The organism is Paenibacillus sp. BR2-3 (assembly GCF_046529485.1).
Lineage (GTDB): Bacteria > Bacillota > Bacilli > Paenibacillales > Paenibacillaceae > Paenibacillus_AQ.
In genome coordinates, this window is the sequence record NZ_CP126311.1 from 664,967 (window position 1) to 684,814 (window position 19,848).

Here is a 19,848-nt window from a genome sequence, read left to right on the forward strand (position 1 = left end):
GGAGTGTGAACAAAAATGGTGCGACAGTCTGAAATAGAAGAAGTATTGAATAGCTTATCCAAAGAAGAACTAATTCGTATTATCTCCCAAGTTGCTGAGCAGGACGACGCGTTTAAAAATGGGCTCCTGGTGAAATACGTCAAAGGTGATCATGCTCAGCAAATTCAATCCTGTAAAAAGCTGATCGATTCCATTGTGAAGAAGTATGTTGGCAGAGAAGGCTTCATCCCTTACAGAGAAACATACGGGTTTGCGACAGAAATGCTTAAGCTGCTGGAAGATACTAACGGTGCACAGGATGAAACGTTGGCCCTGGAAATTGCCTTGCTGGTGCTTGCAGAGGGAGTGGCGGCGTATCAGTATGCGGATGATTCGGACGGTGATGTCGGCATGCTGGTGGAGGAAGCATTGGAACAAATCCGTGAAATCGCAGGCAGCCTGGATCGACAGGATGTCTCAGCCCGGGAGATCTTCTTTAACCGTCTGTTGACGATGAGCAAGAGCGGGATTTTCCATGGATGGGAGGATTATCAGACTGCCCTGTTCCATATCTGTGCTGAATTCGCGGATGCGGAGAACCTAAGAGAACAGTTGAAGGCATCGATTGAGAATCACATCGCTTCCAATGCTAATAACCAGTACCAGAAATATTCAAACGAAGCGCTGCTCCAGATTTTATTTCAGCTCATTCAGGATTATGGTTCCAAGGAAGAAGCAGGGAAGTTCGTGCAGGATCATCTCCATTTTACTTATTTCCGGGATTGGGCAATTAGGAAGAGTATAGAGAAGCGGAATTACCGCCGCGCTATCGAATTGGCCGAAGAAGGGGAACAGCAGGATCGACAACTTCCCGGTTTAATTTCCAAGTGGAAAGCCGCAAGGTATGAAGCCTATAAAAAACTTTCTCTCAAGCAAGAGCAGGGGCAGCTGGCAAAAGAGCTTTTGCTGGGTGGTGACTATGCTTATTATCATGATCTGGAGTCTCTGTTCGAAGGGGACAAGGAGGAGTTCTATCGCGGCATCATAGCAGAACTGAGAAAATCTGAGAATTGGAGAGCTAGAGGAGTATATCTTAAGCTTATATCAGACAAAAATGATCTGGAAGAAATGATGGCTTATGTAAGGGCCAATCCTTCCGCGATAGAAGAGTATGCTCCGCGATTGTCAGCGGATTACCGGGAGGAAACTGAACAGATTTATAGTGATCATATATATAACGCTGCCGGCGCATCTTCAAACCGAAAAGAGTATCAACGTGTATGCGCCATGCTTAAACGCTATAAAAAGATTGCCGGCCAAGCGAGCCAGTCAGAGATCCTCCTTCAATTAAAGACTCAATATAACAGGCGACCGGCCTTTCTGGATGAATTGGCAAAGATCAAGTAAAAGAGGTCAACAGCGGCCTCTTTTGTTCTTTTTAGTACCATGTTTATTCCGAATAGATTCCCATACTGCTGCATATTTCACAATAGAGAATGCTATAATGATAACAGCAAGTAAGGCTATTTTTGAGTTTTTAAAATACATGGATCATGGATCATTCTGTAATGGTTAGGAGAAATGCTAATGGAAGACAAAACATTATTAGACCATCTACAGGAAGAATTGAAGATGGGGCTCAAGGGAGGTCTGTACCATCAGACCCAAATAAAGCTTGCCTATAACTCTAATCGGATCGAAGGCAGTCGGTTATCAGAGGATCAGACACGGTACATTTTTGAAACGAATACCATTAACGTGGAGCCGGAAGAAACAGCAAGCGTTGACGATATTATAGAGACGGTAAACCACTTCACCTGCTTTGACTATATGCTGACTCATGCACAGAAAAATTTGTCTGAAGAGATGATCAAGGAATTTCATAGAATCTTAAAAAGAAATACCTCGGATGAAAGAAAAGAATGGTTCCGCGTTGGCGATTACAAAGCCAGACCCAATGTGGTTGGAGATTTGAAAACGACCGCCCCGGGAAAAGTGGCAAGTGCTATGGGAAAGTTGTTGGCCGCGTATCACCAAAAGCCAAGTATATCGCTAGAGGATATTGTGGATTTTCATCATGAATTTGAGAGTATCCATCCTTTCCAGGATGGCAACGGTCGTGTCGGCAGGATCATCATGTTTAAGGAATGTCTTAAAAATGATATTATCCCCTTTATCATTGATCATAAGCATAAGTTGTTTTATTACCGTGGCCTTAAGGAATACCGCTCTGAAAAAGGGTATTTGATGGATACCTGCCTCTCAGAGCAAGACAGATACGAAGCGCAGGTTGATTATTTCTTTCCGGATTTGAAGCGGAATGAACCAGAGTCCCATCCGAATATGGATCGGTCTCTGTAGAAATGGTAGAACCAATAGCTGACGAAGGTACTGTTAAAACGTTACCTCCGTTTTTTGTTTAATAGAAGCTTCATCCCCAGCATGAAGATGCCCAATCTATTTTAATATAATGACTACTGCGGTGTTCTTGATCTGTCCCTACCTATTATTTTGATACTTCATTTCACGGGTTCAGGAAGGATATAAGAGTCTGCCCCGGATGCAGGAGTGAAAATAAGCTATCAGAAATTCAGAGTTGCCGAGAATACAAAGAAGGCTGAAGGCAAAGTGAAAAGGAAGAAGTGATTTTATTTTTTCAAAATCATTTTTATGGCAAAATAGATGAATATAAGTCCTACTGCAAGATTCAGCGCCTGCGTAATAAACGGTGTAATAAAAGCTTGAGTCAAGCTGCCAATGAAGGCGATCAGAGTCAAAAAAAGCAGGGTAGACATTAAGGCGCCTAAGCCGTACAAGTAAATATGCTTCCGCTGTATATGTTCTTCATCAATCTTAGTGGAGAATACGCCTGCCCAAAAAAGGATTGTAAGGGGGCTGGAAGCTGTCAGTATCAGTGCGTATACAAAAGGGCTGTTATTGCCGGAAGAGTCCGCGATGTTTAAGCTGGGCAGAAGACTCCTGTCGAACAAGCCGATAATCATGTTCAATCCAAAAATAAACAGGGTGGCGGCGCTGAATATTTTCAACCCCTTTTTTATATTCATCTTCTTAACCATTGAAGTCATCCCAAGAATGGCAGCCAGAATATAAAGCCCATCGATAAGTGTCACACCCAATGCCCCTGCCTCTGCTGCGGCAAATCCCTGTAAGGATGCTGCTTGAAATATAAAAATACAAACGGGGCCTACTGCGAATTGCAGCAGAATCCCGAATTTAAATCCTTTTATAAGCATATAGCTCACCCCTTATGAACATAAGAATAAGAGAATCTAACCGGGGATTCAACTAAAAAATTGCAGTTGGCAGATTCATGATAAAATAGGACAAGATGAAATTATATACATGGAAACGATGGTGGGTATGAAAATCGAATTTGAAAATAACATCATAGAGTTCAATGTTCAATATGGGAAGAGAAAGAAGATATCACTTCATATAGATTCGATTGGCCACATAACGGTTAAAGCTCCCAGAGATACAAGTGAAGAGATTATCATAAGCGCTATGGAACAGCATGGTAAGTTGATACTGGAGAAATTACAAGCCATCGCGAAGGCCCAAGAAACCCCTAAGACAAGAGAGTATCAGGACGAAGGTAAGTTCCTTTATCTTGGAAAAGAGTATTTTCTGCATGAGCTGATAGAGACGGGTGAGTTAGATGAAGAGGAGCTTAAGAAAAATCTCAAAAAGTTCTATTTTGCAAGCTGTAAGAAGATTGTGGGAGAACGAATAAACAGATATCAAACAGAGCTGAGAGTAAAACCCAAAACCATTGAGATCGTAGAATCGAGAACCAAGTGGGGAAGCTGCAGTTCGGATAAAAAGATAACCTTTAATTATCGTCTGGCCATGGCTCCCGTAGAAGTTATAGATTATGTGATCATCCATGAACTCTGTCATCTGCTGCATATGAATCATGACCGATCCTTTTGGAGGCGTGTTGGAAGTTTTATGCCGGATTATAAAGAAAAGCAGGAGTTTTTAGCAAGGCATGGGCAGTTTATGACACTATAAAAACGATTTTATTTACGAATGTAATCCTCCGGGGTTACCGGCCGTTAACTCTCTAAAGTCGGGGGAGGTTCGAGGGACAGATGCAGGAGGGGAGTCAAACTTTCAACTGCAGCAAGGATAAAAGCCTAGGAGATTTTCTCCCAGGCTTTTATTTTTTTTACTGATGCCGGTTAAAATATCTAATTTCTGTTGTCATATATGTTTTCGATACCAACTTAATGTGTTATTTATGGCTTCGTTAACAGACGTGGCTTTCATACCAAACGTCTTTTCGAACTTACTGCTATCCATTACAAACGGATGATTCCATTGATACATCATTTCAACCATCTCACGCATATTTGGGTTAAACAAACCAAGCAAGCGAATAAGCCGTGTGCCAACTACTCTAGTTTTTACGTGTTTATCCAATTCAGCAGAAATTAAATTAAAAAGTTCAATTTGCGTGATCGGGGGATTGCTTGGGACATGCCAAATTTCCCCTAGAGCTGTATCGTTTGTACCGGCTATCGCTAACGCTTTGCCAAAGTCAGGAGCATAGGTAAACGTATGAGGTTTATGCTTGTTTCCTAAAATGGATGCGCGCTTACCGGTTAATGCTGAACCGAATATGAATGGAGTTGCTGCAAAGTCGTCTGGACCCCAGAAGTCTGATCCACGAACGCGGGCTATAGGTAGCTTCCCTGCATTGTGAGCAAGTTCAAGGGCTTCGGTCATGGCCTGACGTACTTTCCCCTTATGGGTATGCGCATTATGGATTGTTGCATCAATAAAAAAGATTTTACCCAATCGTGATACGCGGGCTGTGCGCATTGATAAACTGCTGTAGCGCCTTTCGTTAGTTCGGCTACTTTCTTTGTATCAAATGCATTTCCAGCAACCACTTCCACTTCGTCTGGAAAGCCTTTTTTATTACCTGATCTATTAACTAGACGCACTTTTTTATTTAATTTAAGTAGTTCCCGCATTGTCCATTTTCCTAAAGGTCCTGTCCCGAAGATGACATGCAACTCCTTCTGATTAACCATTTTCACTAGTTCTCCAACTCCTTCTTATATTAAGAATCCATAAGATTATCATATAAAAGTATGGAGACTACGGCGATTATCAAAAGCGCAAAGGAATTAATGAAAGGTGCAAACATTAGTATTATCCGATGTTTTGTTTCCGGTAACCACCAGGCGTTTGCCCTGTCCATTTCTTAAAGGCGAGATGGAAGGATACAGGTTCTGAAAATCCAAGAGCATAAGAAATATCACTGATCGAAAATGAAGGGTCTTTTAAATACCTTTCCGCCATGTTTTTTCGAATAATTGTGAGTAAATCCTTGAAAGTAGTATTATCTTTTTTCAATTGAAGCTGAATGGAGCGAACGCTAAATCCTAGACTTCTAGCTATGTCTTGGATTCTAGGGATAGATCCATCGAACCTTTTGATAATAGCAAGACTAACAATTTCCGAGAAGGTCTGTTCCAATTTCAAAGCACGTATCATCTGAATGGCATGGTTCTCCACAATTTCTAACAATTGTTGATTGCGATACACGACAGGTAAATCTAATATTTTTGCATCGAATATAAGTGCATTTTCCTTTTGATTGAAAACAAGTTTCGTTCCAAAAAGATTGGCATATGGCTGTATATCTGAGGGAGCACCGTGTGTAAATGAAACCATTTTTAGTTGAAGGGGATCACCAGTTAGCTTTTGAATAATTTTATAAGTCGAAGAGAGGATTGAATCCATAAGATGATAGGTTGGATTTCTTGAAGAATCGCTTACCCAAAAGCTGAATTTTGCTTCACCATCGATAATCTGCAGATCGTAAACGATACCACTACATAAGAGAATATTATATCGTTGATAATTTTCGAACGCTTGATTTAGTGTGTTGGAATTGAGCAAGATATATCCGATCAAACCCAAATTGTCTAATGAAAATCCCGATCCTAAAAGTAAGCCGAAATATGGATCTTTACAAATATGAGCTGCACTTTCCATCAAACGGTCATATTTGTCCGAATCGATATAGTTGTCTGGATTTGTCATAAGATCCTCTTGGATTTGAAGGTCTTTATACAAAGATTCTATAGAGTGACCTCTACTTAATATTGAATGCACAATAGGTATACACAACATCACCGACATTTGATACATCCCGAGTTAACTCCTTTACTTATATGTATTTTTGCGTTTTTTGTTAGCTTTTTTGCATGCTTTATTATAATGACCTTTACTTTATTGTTATAAGCTTAAAACTAAGCTTGATGCAAAATATTGGAGGGATGATCGAAGTTAGTAGCAGTATATCACAGATTTGATACATGCCCCTTTATTCATTAATGACATTTTAAATTGGAGGTAGTTTCTTATGAAAACTAATTTGCACCGTCAAGCAGGTCTATTGTTTATATTAGGATCTATATTGCTCTTTATTCCGTACATTACTCTTATTTTTATTTTTGATTACCCTGATATTTTAAGAATGCCCGTAGATCATATTTTAACAAAATTTCATGATGGAGGAACATCATTAATCCTAGTTTGGTGGGTGTTTTCACTAGCTGGACTGCCACTTCTTTGGGCTGTCGTTTTTTTAAGTAAGATCATTGGAGAAGAATATCAAAATGTAAGAGTTGCAACAACCTTTATGATCATTGGAGGAATAACACAGATTGTAGGATTATTAAGATGGGTATTTGTTGTGCCGGTTCTATCTAATTATTATGCTGATCATCCTGACACGTCCCAAGTGACCGTTTCTATTATATTTCAAGTAGTTCACCAATACGGTGGAGTAATTCTTGGAGAGCATCTGGGCCAAATATTTTCTATTATATGGACTTTGATTGTTTGCCACCATTTTATTAAATCAAAAACCATTCATCCATTCATCGGTTGGTTCGGAATCATCTCCTCCTTGATTTATCTCTTAGGACAAACCGAACTATTTGCCACAGTCATACCAACATTCCCTGTAATAGGATGGGCAGCTCCAATTGGCAGCACACTTTGGCTCCTTTGGATGATCACACTGGGGGTCTCACTCATACGGAAAAGTAAATATAGCCAGCCAGGAACCCGGATAAGCTGAGGCATTTATTAAAATAAACCTATATAAAATGAAACCAAAGAATTATATGATATATAAATTGAACTTGAGATTTTGCATTTAAGGAGTCGGCCGTAACTACGGGGAATGTTTGGACTTCCGGCCGCTGTTGTCTCCAGATTTCTAGGATTGTACCGCTTTTCGCGGATGAAATCCGGAGACAAAGGCGGTCGCTAGCGCTCCTCCAGTTCCAAACTTCCCCTTCGTTACTCTCACTCTGTTGTCATTTTTTCCAGTTCATCTTATATAGTGCATATATTTCAAATCGATAGGGGATTATTTATGAAAACGATTGGTCTTATTGGTGGAATGAGCTGGGAGTCCTCGTTAAAATATTATCGTATTATCAACGAAGAAGTGAAAAAACAATTGGGCGGATTGCATTCAGCCAAGTGTATTTTATATAGCGTAGACTTTGAAGAGATGGAACGATATCAAGCAGCAGGTGATTAGGGAAGTGCTGGTAAACGACTCGCAGAAATTGCGCAGTCTCTTTTTATGTTAATTTATCTAACGCAAGTGTTGACACCCCCCGAAATCCCCACTATAATCTGGTTAGATGTTAGTTAATGTGACAAGAAAATAAAGGTTCTCATCCATATGGATCGCGAACGAAAATACTGTCTAGGGTTCCGCCGATGAAGGGGGTGACTGACCGGGTTTCCGGCCGTTAACCTTCCCGACATTGGGGCAGGTCCGAGAGACAGGATGCAGACAGGGGTTCAAACCCTTATAACTGCAGCACGGAAGGATAAAAGCCTGGGAGATTTCTCCCGGGCTTTTATTTTTTTTATACTAATGATGCGGGAGGGATTGGGATGAACAGGTTTTGGGGCACAACTCTGATCGCCGGTACGAAATGGTCGGGTACGATAGGTAAGGGGAGATACCTGCGTTTTACGGCACTTGATAAAGGGGCGAATATATCGCTTCTTCTCTACAACGCCAAGGATTTGACGGAACGTTATAACATGCCGGATACGCTGAAGGCTCAGTATACATCGCATTTGACACGGGGCAATGTGCTTATGAGTGACAATGGGCGCGTACTCGCCAGTATTGTGCAGGATAGCCTGGGATGGCACGACGCTATTAGCGGGTACACGACCCGCACGGCGACGGATGCCAAGTACGGAGCGACGAACTATCAGGAACAAAGGAATGACTGGCTTCGGAGTGGTGAAGAAAATCTGACGGTGGAACTCACGCGCAATGGATTGGAAGCCAGGGATTTGTCACCTGTGGTCAACTTGTTTTCCAAAGTATTTTGCAACGAGGATGGGGATATGGTGTATTGCGGGGATCATTGTGCTGCGGGCTCTTCAGTTACGCTGCGTACGGAAATGGATGTGCTGGTCATACTCTCTAATACCCCTAATCCGCTAGACCCGAGTTCTTCGTATCCTTCAGTTCCGGTGAAGATGGAAGTGCTGCCTGCGGCTGCCGTTGACAGCTTGGATTACTGCGTGAATTATCGTCCGGAGAACCGGCGGGCTTTTGAGAATACATGGAATTATTACACTTTGCTCGGCTAAAAAGGATGGCTATAGATTAAAAGGAGGGGCTTCATATGGCGGCATTTATAAAGGTGGAAAGTAATCGGCTCGCGGAAAATGCGATCTATGATCAAACGATTCTGGCCGGAGACGGTTGGATGCATGAACTGCTCCCCGGGCAGGTGCTGAGAATTGTGGATGTGGCTGGAAATCAGGCGGCAGATACGCTTTTCTATGATGCAGATCATCCCGAGGATCACTACAGTGCGGTTGCGACAATAGCCGCTCAGGGGAATATTTATTTGACGACAGGCTCGGTGCTTCGTTCGGAATCCGGCGCTGAACTGCTGGAAATTGTCGCGGATACCTGCGGACGGCATGATACGGTGGGGGGTTCCTGCTCGGCGGAAAGCAATACGGTCCGTTATAGCCACGACAAGCTGCATATGCACAATTGCCGGGATACTTTTATGCTTCAGTTGTCCAAATGGGATGGTGATTTCAGCAAGCGGGATCTGGCACCGAATATTAATTTTTTCATGAATGTTCCGGTTACGCCAGAAGGCGGGCTGCAGTTTGCGGATGGGGTATCTTTTCCTGGGGCGTATGTGGAAATGAAGTCGCTTCGTCGTACGCTGGTGCTGATCAGTAATTGTCCGCAGTTGAACAACCCGTGTAATGCTTATAATCCGACGCCGGTTCGTGTTCTGATCTGGGAGCAGTAGAAGATAGATAGGTAAATAGATACGCACACCTTTGGGAGGGGTCCTCATGTTCGATAAAATACTGATTGCCAACCGCGGCGCTATTGCAGTCCGCATTGAAAGAACGCTGCGTGAAATGGGGATTCCGTCTGTAGCGGTCTATACCCGCGCCGACCAGGATAGTCTGCATGTGGACCAAGGGGATGAAGCGGTGCTCATTGGGGAAGGGGCCGCTAAAGAGAGTTATTTGAATTCAGAGTTGATTTTGGATACCGCTATTGCCACGGGTGCGCAGGCGATTCATCCAGGATACGGATTCCTGAGCGAAAATGCTGAATTTGCCCGCGCCTGCCGGGAACGGGGGATCGCCTTTATCGGCCCCACGCCGGAGCAGATGGAATTGTTCGGGCTTAAGCATTCGGCGCGGGAACTCGCGTTAAAAGCAGGTGTTCCGCTGCTGCCGGGAACGGCGCTAATCTCGAAAGTGGAGGAGGCATTGGAGCAGGCGGCTGTAATCGGCTATCCGGTTATTCTTAAAAGCACAGCCGGAGGCGGCGGTATCGGCATGCGGGTCTGCCCGGATGAAGAAGCGCTTGAGGCTGCCTTTGATTCTGTGCGTCATTTGGCGGAGACCAACTTTAAGAACGCGGGCTTATTTTTGGAAAAATATATTGCCAAAGCGCGCCATGTGGAAGTACAAATCTTCGGAAACCGCTTCGGTGAGGTGATTGCGCTCGGTGAACGCGACTGTTCCATTCAGCGGCGGAATCAAAAGGTTATTGAAGAGAGTCCTGCTCCCGATCTTCCGGATCGTGTTCGAAATGCAATGTATGAGGCGGCCACTAATCTGGCGTCTGAAGCCGGTTACCGCAGTGCGGGGACGGTTGAGTTTTTATATGATCCCGATGAGCAGCGCTTTTACTTCCTGGAGGTGAATACCCGGCTTCAAGTGGAGCATGGGGTGACGGAAGAAGTTCTCGGCATTGATCTTGTGAAGTGGATGGTGCTGGAAGCGGCGGATGAGCTGCGGGATTTGAGTTCATTCGTAAGTGAACCCAAAGGACATAGTATGCAGGCCCGAATCTACGCCGAAGACTGCCTGCAGCAGTTCAGACCGAGCGCCGGTCAGCTGGACAAAGTGGTATTTTCCGAAAAGGCGAGGATTGAGACCTGGGTCAGAGACGGACTTGAAGTGACGACGCTTTATGATCCAATGCTGGCCAAAATCATCGTACACGGCCGTGACCGGGATGAAGCTATGGATAAGCTGTTATCCGCGCTTGAAGAAACGCGCCTTTACGGAATTACGACGAATCTTCTCTATTTACAGGCGTTGCTGAAGGATGAAGACTGCCGGGAAGGGCAAGTTTATACCCGGATGCTGGAAGGCTTCACCCCTGAGGAATATGCGCTGGAGGTTATGGACGGGGGTGTTCAGACTACGGTTCAGGACTGGCCGGGCCGGACGGGCCACTGGGATGTCGGCGTTCCTCCCTGTGGACCGATGGACCCCCTTTCGTTCCGGATTGGAAACAAGCTGCTGGGCAATCCGGATCATGCTCCGGGCCTTGAGCTTACCTTGCGGGGCGGGTCCTATCGCTTTCGCGCCGGAATGACCTTTTGCCTGACCGGCGCGGATATGAACGCTGAGCTGGACGGCTGCAAAGTACCGATGTATGAGCCGGTTACCGCTGCTACGGGGCAAACCCTGAGCTTTGGCGAAGCCAATGCTGGCATGCGAACTTATATAACGGTTGCAGGCGGTTTTGATGTCCCGGCTATTCTGGGCAGTGCAGCTACGTTTACGCTGGGCGGCTTTGGGGGTCACGGCGGCCGGGCGCTGCGGGTTGGCGATGTCCTATCTGTAAATTTCCCGAAGGGCTTAAGTAATAGAAATGCTGATCTCAACAACGCCGAGCCGAGGGTGGAGGGGTTGGTGCCTGAGCTGAACCGGATAATGAAGCGGGAATGGAGCATCGGTGTGATTCCGGGTCCGCACTGCACCGGAGAATTTCTGCGGCCTGAATATTTGGATCAGCTGACCCACACCACCTGGGAAGTTCACTTCAATAGTTCGCGTACAGGCGTCCGGCTGATCGGGCCCGCTCCGATATGGAGCCGTGAGGATGGGGGCGAAGCCGGACTTCATCCTTCCAACATTCATGATAACGCCTATGCCGTAGGGACTTTGGATTTGACGGGAGATATGCCGATTTTGCTCGGACCGGATGGTCCCAGTCTCGGTGGCTTCGTCTGCCCGGTAACTACGGCATCGGCGGAGTTTTGGAAGCTGGGCCAGCTCCGTCCCGGGGACAGTGTTTCTTTCAGGCTGCTTACGTTAGAAGGGGCGGATGAGGTCCGGGCGGCACAAGAACGTTATCTCGCTGTAATATCACCAGAGGCGGATGACCCCGGAATTTTAGCTGTCTATACGCTTCCGTCCAAAGAGAAAGCTGTTACTCCCGATTATCCCCTGCTGGTGTCCGAAGGCGGGGAACGGCGTTTTCGAATTGTAATCCGCTGCGCCGGCGATGAGAATTTGCTTGTTGAATACGGCGAAATGGAATTAGATTTGACGCTGCGCTTTCAGGTGCATGCGCTGATGCAGGCCATTAAGGACGGTGGCATTCCCGTGCTGGATTTGACGCCGGGCATCCGTTCCTTGCAGGTACATCTGGACCGATCGCAAATTACGGTGGCTGAGGCCAGTCGCAGAATTCTGGAGCTTGACCGGAATCTTCCGCCGCTGTCTTCCATAACGGTACCCTCGCGGATCGTCAGACTTCCGCTATCCTGGGACGATCCGGCTACCCAGCTCGCCATCCAGCGTTATCAGCAGACCGTCCGTCCCGATGCGCCGTGGTGTCCCAGCAATCTTGAGTTTATCCGCCGGGTTAACGGATTGGAGGATATTGAAGAGGTACGCCGAATCGTTTTTGATGCCAATTATCTAGTGCTTGGTTTGGGAGATGTATATCTTGGCGCACCCGTTGCGACCCCTACCGATCCCCGGCACCGTTTGGTAACGACTAAGTATAATCCAGCCCGGACCTGGACACCTGAGAATGCCGTCGGGATCGGTGGCGCATATATGTGCGTGTACGGTATGGAAGGCCCGGGCGGTTACCAGTTCGTTGGCCGTACGATCCAGATGTGGAACCGGCTTAGATCCACGGAGAGCTTTCAACCCGGAAAACCTTGGCTGCTGCGCTTCTTCGACCAGATTCAGTTCTATCCGGTCGAAGCGGATGAGCTCCTGAAGCTGCGGGAGGATTTCCTGCGCGGACGCTTTGAAGCGGATATTACCGAGACGACATTTGATCTTGGAGAATATCTGAATTTCCTTGACTCTATTAAGGATAGTACGGAGGATTTCCGGAGCAGGCAGCAGCAGGGGTTCCATGCAGAACGGGAAAGCTGGAGAGAGCTGGGTCTGGCGGAGTATGTATCCGAGGGGGATCAGGGGCCCGCGGCTCAGGAGGAAGAACTGCCTCCGGGTACGGAAGCGGTTCGCTGCTCCATGCCAGGCAGTATATGGAAGGTGCTCACGGCAGTGGGTCAGACGGTCAAAAAGGGTGAGGTCATTGCCATCGAAGAAAGCATGAAGATGGAATTCCCCCAATATGCGACCTGTGACGGGACTGTGGCTTCGATTCACGTGAGCCCGGGCGATGCTGTCCATACAGGACAGTTGATTGCAGGCATTCTTATATCTGAACAAAGCGAGGTGGCTTCCTAATGAGTAATGTTCTTTTTCCTGAAAGATTGTCGATAGGCTGGCTGGCAGAGCAATACCGGAGCCATCAATTGGCACCCCGGGAGGTAATGGAAGAAATTATGCGGCGTGCTGCGCGTGATGCCGACATGAATATTTGGATTACCCCTCCGTCCATGGAAATGTTGGAGCCTTACCTGACGGGGCTGATGAGCATGGACCCTGAACAGGCACCCCTCTGGGGAATTCCCTTTGCGATCAAGGACAATATTGACTTGGCTGGAATTCCTACCACTGCCGGCTGTCCGGAATTTGCATATACACCCGGAGAGCATGCCTCTGTAGTGGAAAGGCTAATAGCAGCGGGGGCCATTCCTGTTGGGAAAAGCAACCTTGACCAGTTCGCCACGGGTCTGGTCGGCACGCGCAGCCCCCACGGGGAGACCCATAATTCATTGAAGCCGGAGCTGATCAGCGGCGGCTCCAGCGGCGGCTCGGCTGTAGCGGTCGCCCGCGGACAGGCTGCTTTCTCGCTAGGCACGGACACGGCAGGCTCGGGGCGTGTGCCTGCTGCGCTGAATCGGCTGGTCGGCTATAAGCCGAGTCTTGGCGCGTGGCCGACACGTGGTGTGGTTCCTGCCTGCGCGAGTCTGGATTGCGTAACGGTGTTTGCAACCGGACTTGAAGATGCGCTGGTGGTGGATTGCGCCGTGAGAGGGGTGGACCCTAAAGACCCTTGGTCACGCGATATTCAGCGCTCAGGAAACAGGCTTCCGGAGGTGCTGCTGCTTCCTGAAGGGACTCCGGATTTCTACGGTCCCTATGCGGAAATGTATGAACAGGCCTGGAAGAATGCCGTCCTTTCCTTGGAGAAGCTAGGCATCCCGGTGAAATACATCGATACGTCCTTGTTCGCTGAAGCTGCTGCGGTTCTGTATGACGGACCCATGGTAGCGGAGCGATGGGCAGATCTGGGAGGATTTGTCGAGTCCCATCCGGAAACGGTATTTCCGGTGACAGAGACCATTCTTCGGTCCGGTGCTTCACCCAAGTATACTGCTGCTTCCGTGTTTCAATCGGTGCATAAGCTTCAGGGGCTAAAGCTTGAGGCGGGTAAATTACTGGAAAACTCAGTACTTGTCATGCCGACCTGCGGCGGGACGTGGAGCCGCGACCAGGTTCGTGAGAATCCGATTTCCACGAACAGCGACATGGGGCGGTATACGAACCACTGCAACCTGCTTGACTTGAGCGCGGTGGCGGTTCCTGCTGGAGAAGCGGGGGTCGATCTACCGTTCGGCATTACCTTGTTCGCCCTTGCTGATAACGAAGAGCTGATCTGCGGTACAGCCGAATTGCTGAACCCTGAAACTTCACTGCTCGCTCCTGGTTCGTCCGCTCCGGAGTCCACCTCCACTCAGACTGCTGCAAACGGGGATGAGGTACTGTTAGCTGTATGTGGACTGCATATGCGTGGTTTTTCGCTGGAGACACAAATGCTTTCCTGTGGAGCCTCCTTCCTGCACGAGGCGGCTACGGCACCGCAATACAGGATGGTTAGACTTGAGGGGGCGACACCGAAGCCGGGACTGCTGAAGGTGCTTCAAGGCGGGGCTTCTCTATCTCTGGAGGTGTGGACAATGCCTGCAGCCAGCTTTGGCGGGTTTGTGGCTTCCATTCCGGCACCTCTCGGTATAGGAAGGATCTCGCTGATCGACGGCTCTGAAGTTTCCGGGTTTCTATGCGAGTCTTATGCAGCTGAGGGTGCTGAAGACATAACATCTTCGGGAGGTTGGCGGCAAGCTGTGCGCTCGTAAGAGTGCCGGAGAACAATATATGCGTTTAGCTTGGTTTTTCAATTTAATGTCAGCTTATATTACAAATGGGATTGACAATTCCGTATGATACCCTTTATACTACGAATAAATGTTAGGTATTGTAACAAATGAATAGCGGTTCCCGTAGCCTCATCACTGGGAACAACCAGCTGTCTAGGGTTCCGTTGTTCCTGTCTTCGTCGGTTATGCCGACAGAGATCATGGATCGGGTCTGGTCCGAGAGATTAGCGTACGAAGGCTGCGGAATAAGCAGGCATGTCTTCGTATAACACGGAAGGATAAAAGCCAGGGAGATTACTCTCCTTGTCTTTTGTCCTTCTTTTTTATTGAATAAAGTTTCAAAACGCCCATAAGGATGACGCCTTTGGAGCTTAGGGACAGGAGTGGGAGATTATGACAAAGATTATGAAAATGTGTTTAACCTTGATCATGCTGATGCCGTTAATTACCCTGGCGGGCTGTGGAGGGAATAATAGCTCTGCTGTGGAGGGCGGGAAAGAAGATCCTGTTACCATTGCTCTCAGTCCTTGGCCGGGTTGGTACATGTGGTACCTGGTAGAGGAAAAGGGGTTCTTTGAAAAGCATGGAGTCGATGTCAATCTGCAATTCTTCCCCGTATACAGCGATTCGCTGCAGGCTCTTGCAACCGGCAAGGTGGATGCGAACAGCCAAACGCTCAGCGATACGCTTGCTCCCCTCTCCAAAGGCATTAAGTTAAAGGCCGTGCTGGTCAACGATAACTCCTTCGGCGGCGATGCCATTGTCAGCAAGTCGGACATTGCAAGTATCAAGGATTTAAAGGGCAAGACGGTAGCCACTGAACTGGGAACGGTGGATCACCTGCTTCTGTTGACTGCATTAGCCGAGAATGGTATGAAAGAGAGTGATATTAATTACGTCAATATGACGGTGAATGATGCAGGCCCTGCTTTTATTGCCGGTCAAAGTGATGCATCGGTGCTGTGGGAGCCGTTCCAGACGAAGGCGGTCAAGGAAGGTAAGGGGAAAGTGCTCTTCTCCTCAAAAGATACACCGGGGCTGATCCCGGACCTGCTCGTGTTTAAGGAAAGTGTTGTGAACGACCGACCTGAAGATGTGCAGAAAATTGTCGATGCCTGGTTTGACGCTCTTGCCTATTTCCAGGATCATCAGGAAGAAGCCATCGAGCTGCTGGCAAAGCACGCAGAAACGACACCGGAGGATTTCAAACTGGGCATGGACAGCATCAAACTGTTTACGGCCGAAGAGAATATACAGGCTTTTACGGAAGGCAGCGATTATACCTCACTGAAGTTCACCGCAGAAAAAACGGCAAAGTTCCTTCAAGGCCTTGATATGGTGGACTCAATTGATGATGTAACTATTCTGTTTGATCCGCAATTCGTACAAAAAGCAGCGGGGAAGTGATGAACCATGAAACCGGAGAAACGTCGTAAGCCTCAAAGAATACAAATCTTCAAAGAGATCGGCCCCCGGTCCTTCGCTGTAACGGCAGCCTGTTCGTTTTTATTGCTTCTGGCTGTATGGTCGGTGCTTAGTTACAGTGAGGCGGTCAGCCGGACATTCCTGCCGACACCGCATCAGGTGCTGTTTGAGCTATTCAGGCTGCTGGGTACCGGGGAATACTGGCATCATATTGGGATTAGTGTATTTCGGGTGAGCGCCGGGTTTCTGCTTGCTTGTATTATCGGCATTCCGCTTGGCATTTTTGCAGGAACATTCAAGTATGGAGAGGCTCTGATCGAACCGCCTATGGAATTCATCCGTTATATGCCTGCGGTTGCTTTCATTCCTTTGATTATGCTGTGGGCAGGTATTGGGGAGTGGGCCAAAATCCTGCTGATCTTCATCGGCTGTTTCTTCCAGCTTGTGTTAATGGTAGCTGATAATACTAGACGCGTATCGCTGGATCTCATACAGGCGTCCTTCACTCTTGGCGCGAGCCGTTGGGCAGCAATCGAAACTGTACTTATTCCGGCAATAAAGCCGCAGCTTATGAACACTCTTCGTCTGATATTGGGATGGGCCTGGACGTATCTTGTTGTGGCCGAACTGGTTGCGGTCAACAGCGGTCTGGGTTATGCCATTATGAAGGCGCAGCGATTTCTGAATACCGACGAAATTTTTGTAGGCATTATTGTTATCGGCCTGCTGGGCCTGATCAGCGACCGCATTTTCGCTTTTCTGAACCGCAGATGGTTTCCGTGGGCTTAAGGATGTACGGATAAAGGCAGATAAGAGAAGAAGTACACTGGGGGGATGAAGATGAGCCGGGGAATCATTGAGGTTAAAGAGCTGAACAAAGTCTACGAGTCGAAAAATAAAACATTCGAGGCACTGCGCAATATTGATCTGACGGTAGGCGAGAATGAGTTCCTGACAATCATAGGGCCTTCCGGCTGTGGTAAATCAACGCTTTTGCGGATTGTCGCTGGTCTTGAGGATGCTTCGGGCGGAGTTCTTTCTGTCGATGGTGAGGAAATTATCGGACCGGGGGCTGATCGGGGGATGGTGTTTCAGGGCTATACCCTGTTTCCATGGCTGACGGTACGCGAGAACATCGAGTATGGTCCAAAGTTAAAAGGTATACCTATTCTGGAACGCCGCCGAATCTCCAATCACTTTCTGAAGGTGATCCGTTTGGAGAGCTTCGCCAAGTCCTATCCCAAACAGCTTTCCGGCGGGATGAAACAGCGGGTGGCCATTGCCCGGGCGTTAGCCAATCGTCCCAAGGTACTGCTAATGGATGAGCCGTTCGGTGCCCTGGATGCGCAGACGAAGCTGGAAATGCAGGAAATGCTGCTGGAGGTATGGGAACGGGAAAAGACTACCGTGATGTTCATTACGCATGATATTGATGAAGCCATCTTTCTGTCGCAGCGAATTATCGTAATGGGAGCCGCACCGGGCCGCTTTCTGCAGCAGTTTGAGGTTTCGCTTCCTGCCGAAAGGACGCCTGAGGTCCGGGAGCATCCCGATTTCCTGGCTCTTAAACATGAAATCGTTCAGCTGTTGAAGCACTGAGAGTTGAAGCCTTGAGCAGGCGTCTATCGAAGAGCCAAATTAATATTGGCATGACCGTTTCGATCATATATTAAAATGGAGAACTTTCTGTAGAGAGGGTTCTTTTTTTTGCGGATTTACAGGGTACAAAAAGGGCTCAACACCAGAATGAGTGCTTGACAAAAGGTTGCATGCGGGGATACGTGGATTCGAGCCTTTGGACGGACTGTATAGCCCTTGATATGAACGAAACTGTCAAGCGCCGCTGTAGCAACTCCGTTTTTGGCGCACTTAAACAAACCTATCAATAGACGTCTTTTAAAGAGAGCCCCCTTTTTCCAAAGGGGTTGACTCTGAGTGTGACTTCTTTCCTTACACATTAGGGAGGGAGCATGTCCTTAGCTTGGAGGCAAAAATCATTCGCTGGTCGGCATCCTGATATTCGTGGGTTTACACATGGTATTAATCCATCTGAAGAGCCTGCCGCTAACTATTTTCGTCCATCGTTCGCAAGCAAACGGGCACAAAGGGCTTCCGCGGCGTTTCTCTTCACCTTGCTCGATTTTGCCTCCAAGGTAAGTCATGCTCCGGCTTCCTGGCATTCATCTCCTTTCCTTTAGGGAGTGATTTTTCAGTGGTATACAGCGTCACATTGCAGTAGACGGACGGAGAGGGTTACCCGGCAAGCTTGGACTCCGGGACGGGGTTTCGGTCGTCCATCTCCAAAGCTCGGGCAATCGCCCATACAAATCCGGCAAGCTCCCGGGCAATGGCGGCTACGATCTTCGATTTGTGCTTCCCTTTTCCCAGCATGTTCATATATTTGCGGTGCAACCGGTTCTGTGCCTCCCAGGCCATCCGCTGCACCTCCGGCGGCAGTCCGGTGATCCGCTCGCGCAGTTTGCGGCGCACTCCCGGCGAGTGCCGGTAATGGTGGGCAGCTTCGACCAGCACCCGTCGCAAATGCGCATTACCGGCCTTGGTCAGCTTCCCCTGACTGCGGCTCACGCCGCTGGAGTGCTCGCTGGGCACCAGACCACAGTAACTCATGAATGAGGGGGCGCTGGCAAACCGCGTCACGCTGACCATCTCCGACACCAGCGTCGTGGCGGTGAGTGTAGCCACCCCTCGCAGCGCCTGAAGCGCTTCAATAAGCGGCGCCTGCGCATGGGTGTGGGAGAGAAGCTCGATCTCTTTTTCGTAACGCCGGAGTCGTTCTGCCGTTTCTCGAATGCTCTCCCGGTATTCCTGAAACACCATACGGTGGCAGGGACTCTCGAAGCGGAGGGTGTCCAGCCACTCTTCGTAGGCGAAGGTCCATGCCTTGACCTTGCTTGGGGGAGCGAGCTGCAAGCGTAGCAGAAACTTGCCCATGCGCTGCTTGTGGCGGTTCATATCTTCTTTTGCGTCCTCCCGGGCTCGAACGAGATCCCGGAGAGCTTCCTCCTCAGGGGATGGGATGTAAACACCGGTCAGCTCGCCGGCACGAAACAGCTGAGCCAAACGCAGCGCATCCCGCTTGTCGGTCTTGATTCGGTCGCCGGCCCGCTGAGGGATGAGGGAGGGAGCGACAACCGTACAGGAAATGCCGGATTCCAGCAGCCAGCGGTGAAGCATGTACCCGGTGGGCCCGGCTTCGTAGCAGACTTCCAGTTCCGCTCTGGATTCTCCGGAACCTTGCAACTGCTGCAAAAGCCTTAGAACACGTTCCCTGGTATGTTCGATAATCCCCCAGAAGCGGGGTTCGCTTCGGCCCTCGTCCGCGATGGCTACAGCAATTTTGGCTTTGGATACGTCTAATCCAATATACTTTTTGGCGATACTCATTAGTAAACCGACTCCTTTTTGTTTGTTAGCTCTGAATTGGAATCTTTGAGCCATTCACTCTTAGGATTTCCATTTCAACCTACGAGATAAACAAATTGCGATGTCGGTTTCGTTCATGATAACTATTATCATGCTGATTACT

Annotated in this window: 16 protein-coding genes and 1 pseudogene; 12 read left to right on the plus strand and 5 right to left on the minus strand. The window is 48.1% G+C overall.

Annotated elements, in window-relative coordinates; genetic code table 11:
- The first annotated feature begins 15 nt into the window (after positions 1-15).
- Positions 16-1,386, plus strand: coding sequence for a hypothetical protein (locus tag PaeBR_RS03230; RefSeq protein WP_410513480.1), 1,371 nt, complete (start codon positions 16-18; stop codon positions 1,384-1,386).
- 180 nt (positions 1,387-1,566) lie between these two features.
- Positions 1,567-2,340, plus strand: coding sequence for a Fic family protein (locus PaeBR_RS03235; RefSeq protein WP_410513481.1), 774 nt, complete (start codon positions 1,567-1,569; stop codon positions 2,338-2,340).
- 287 nt (positions 2,341-2,627) lie between these two features.
- Here the strand turns inward: PaeBR_RS03235 and PaeBR_RS03240 are convergent, their stop codons facing one another.
- Complete coding sequence (locus PaeBR_RS03240) at positions 2,628-3,233, minus strand: LysE family translocator (RefSeq protein ID WP_410513482.1); 606 nt, start codon at positions 3,231-3,233, stop codon at positions 2,628-2,630.
- A 127-nt stretch (positions 3,234-3,360) separates the two neighbouring features.
- On the opposite strand from PaeBR_RS03240, the gene PaeBR_RS03245 reads away from it, so the two are divergent.
- On the plus strand, positions 3,361-4,014 hold the full coding sequence (locus tag PaeBR_RS03245; RefSeq protein WP_410515060.1) for a M48 family metallopeptidase: 654 nt from the start codon (positions 3,361-3,363) through the stop codon (positions 4,012-4,014).
- 192 nt (positions 4,015-4,206) lie between these two features.
- Here PaeBR_RS03245 and PaeBR_RS03250 read toward each other — a convergent pair whose 3' ends face one another.
- From PaeBR_RS03250 to PaeBR_RS03260, 3 genes are all read right to left on the minus strand, one after another.
- Entirely contained in the window at positions 4,207-4,731 is a 525-nt protein-coding gene (locus PaeBR_RS03250) for a hypothetical protein (RefSeq protein WP_410513483.1), read from the minus strand.
- Entirely contained in the window at positions 4,728-5,048 is a 321-nt protein-coding gene (locus PaeBR_RS03255) for a hypothetical protein (protein ID WP_410513484.1), read from the minus strand. Before PaeBR_RS03255 ends, PaeBR_RS03250 begins: the two co-directional genes overlap by 4 nt.
- Positions 5,049-5,163: 115 nt before the next feature.
- Positions 5,164-6,168, minus strand: a complete 1,005-nt coding sequence (locus PaeBR_RS03260; RefSeq protein ID WP_410513485.1) for an AraC family transcriptional regulator — start codon at positions 6,166-6,168, stop codon at positions 5,164-5,166.
- Positions 6,169-6,382: 214 nt separating this feature from the next.
- Here PaeBR_RS03260 and PaeBR_RS03265 point away from each other — a divergent pair, with 214 nt between their 5' ends.
- The 9 genes and pseudogenes from PaeBR_RS03265 (at position 6,383) to PaeBR_RS03305 (ending at position 17,900) form a co-directional block, all read left to right on the plus strand.
- Entirely contained in the window at positions 6,383-7,105 is a 723-nt protein-coding gene (locus tag PaeBR_RS03265) for a DUF4386 domain-containing protein (RefSeq protein WP_410513486.1), read from the plus strand.
- A gap of 300 nt (positions 7,106-7,405) precedes the next feature.
- Positions 7,406-7,573 (plus strand): annotated as a pseudogene (locus PaeBR_RS03270) (aspartate/glutamate racemase family protein); the annotation flags it as partial.
- Between the two features lie 368 nt (positions 7,574-7,941).
- A complete protein-coding gene (locus PaeBR_RS03275) occupies positions 7,942-8,658 on the plus strand; it encodes an urea amidolyase associated protein UAAP1 (protein WP_410513487.1) in 717 nt (238 codons plus the stop codon).
- 35 nt (positions 8,659-8,693) lie between these two features.
- Positions 8,694-9,344: an urea amidolyase associated protein UAAP2 gene (locus PaeBR_RS03280; protein ID WP_410513488.1), complete on the plus strand. Its 651-nt coding sequence runs from the start codon at positions 8,694-8,696 to the stop codon at positions 9,342-9,344.
- A 46-nt stretch (positions 9,345-9,390) separates the two neighbouring features.
- Complete coding sequence (uca, locus tag PaeBR_RS03285) at positions 9,391-13,062, plus strand: urea carboxylase (protein ID WP_410513489.1); 3,672 nt, start codon at positions 9,391-9,393, stop codon at positions 13,060-13,062.
- Entirely contained in the window at positions 13,062-14,855 is a 1,794-nt protein-coding gene (gene atzF, locus PaeBR_RS03290) for an allophanate hydrolase (RefSeq protein WP_410513490.1), read from the plus strand. The genes uca and atzF overlap by 1 nt, the downstream gene beginning before the upstream one ends.
- Before the next feature lie 414 nt (positions 14,856-15,269).
- Entirely contained in the window at positions 15,270-16,283 is a 1,014-nt protein-coding gene (locus PaeBR_RS03295) for an ABC transporter substrate-binding protein (RefSeq protein ID WP_410513491.1), read from the plus strand.
- Between the two features lie 6 nt (positions 16,284-16,289).
- Entirely contained in the window at positions 16,290-17,090 is an 801-nt protein-coding gene (locus tag PaeBR_RS03300) for an ABC transporter permease (protein ID WP_410513492.1), read from the plus strand.
- Between the two features lie 51 nt (positions 17,091-17,141).
- Positions 17,142-17,900: an ABC transporter ATP-binding protein gene (locus PaeBR_RS03305; protein ID WP_410513493.1), complete on the plus strand. Its 759-nt coding sequence runs from the start codon at positions 17,142-17,144 to the stop codon at positions 17,898-17,900.
- 654 nt (positions 17,901-18,554) lie between these two features.
- On the opposite strand, the gene PaeBR_RS03310 is transcribed toward PaeBR_RS03305, so the two are convergent.
- Positions 18,555-19,706: an IS110 family transposase gene (locus tag PaeBR_RS03310; protein WP_410512566.1), complete on the minus strand. Its 1,152-nt coding sequence runs from the start codon at positions 19,704-19,706 to the stop codon at positions 18,555-18,557.
- Between the last annotated feature and the right edge of the window lie 142 nt (positions 19,707-19,848).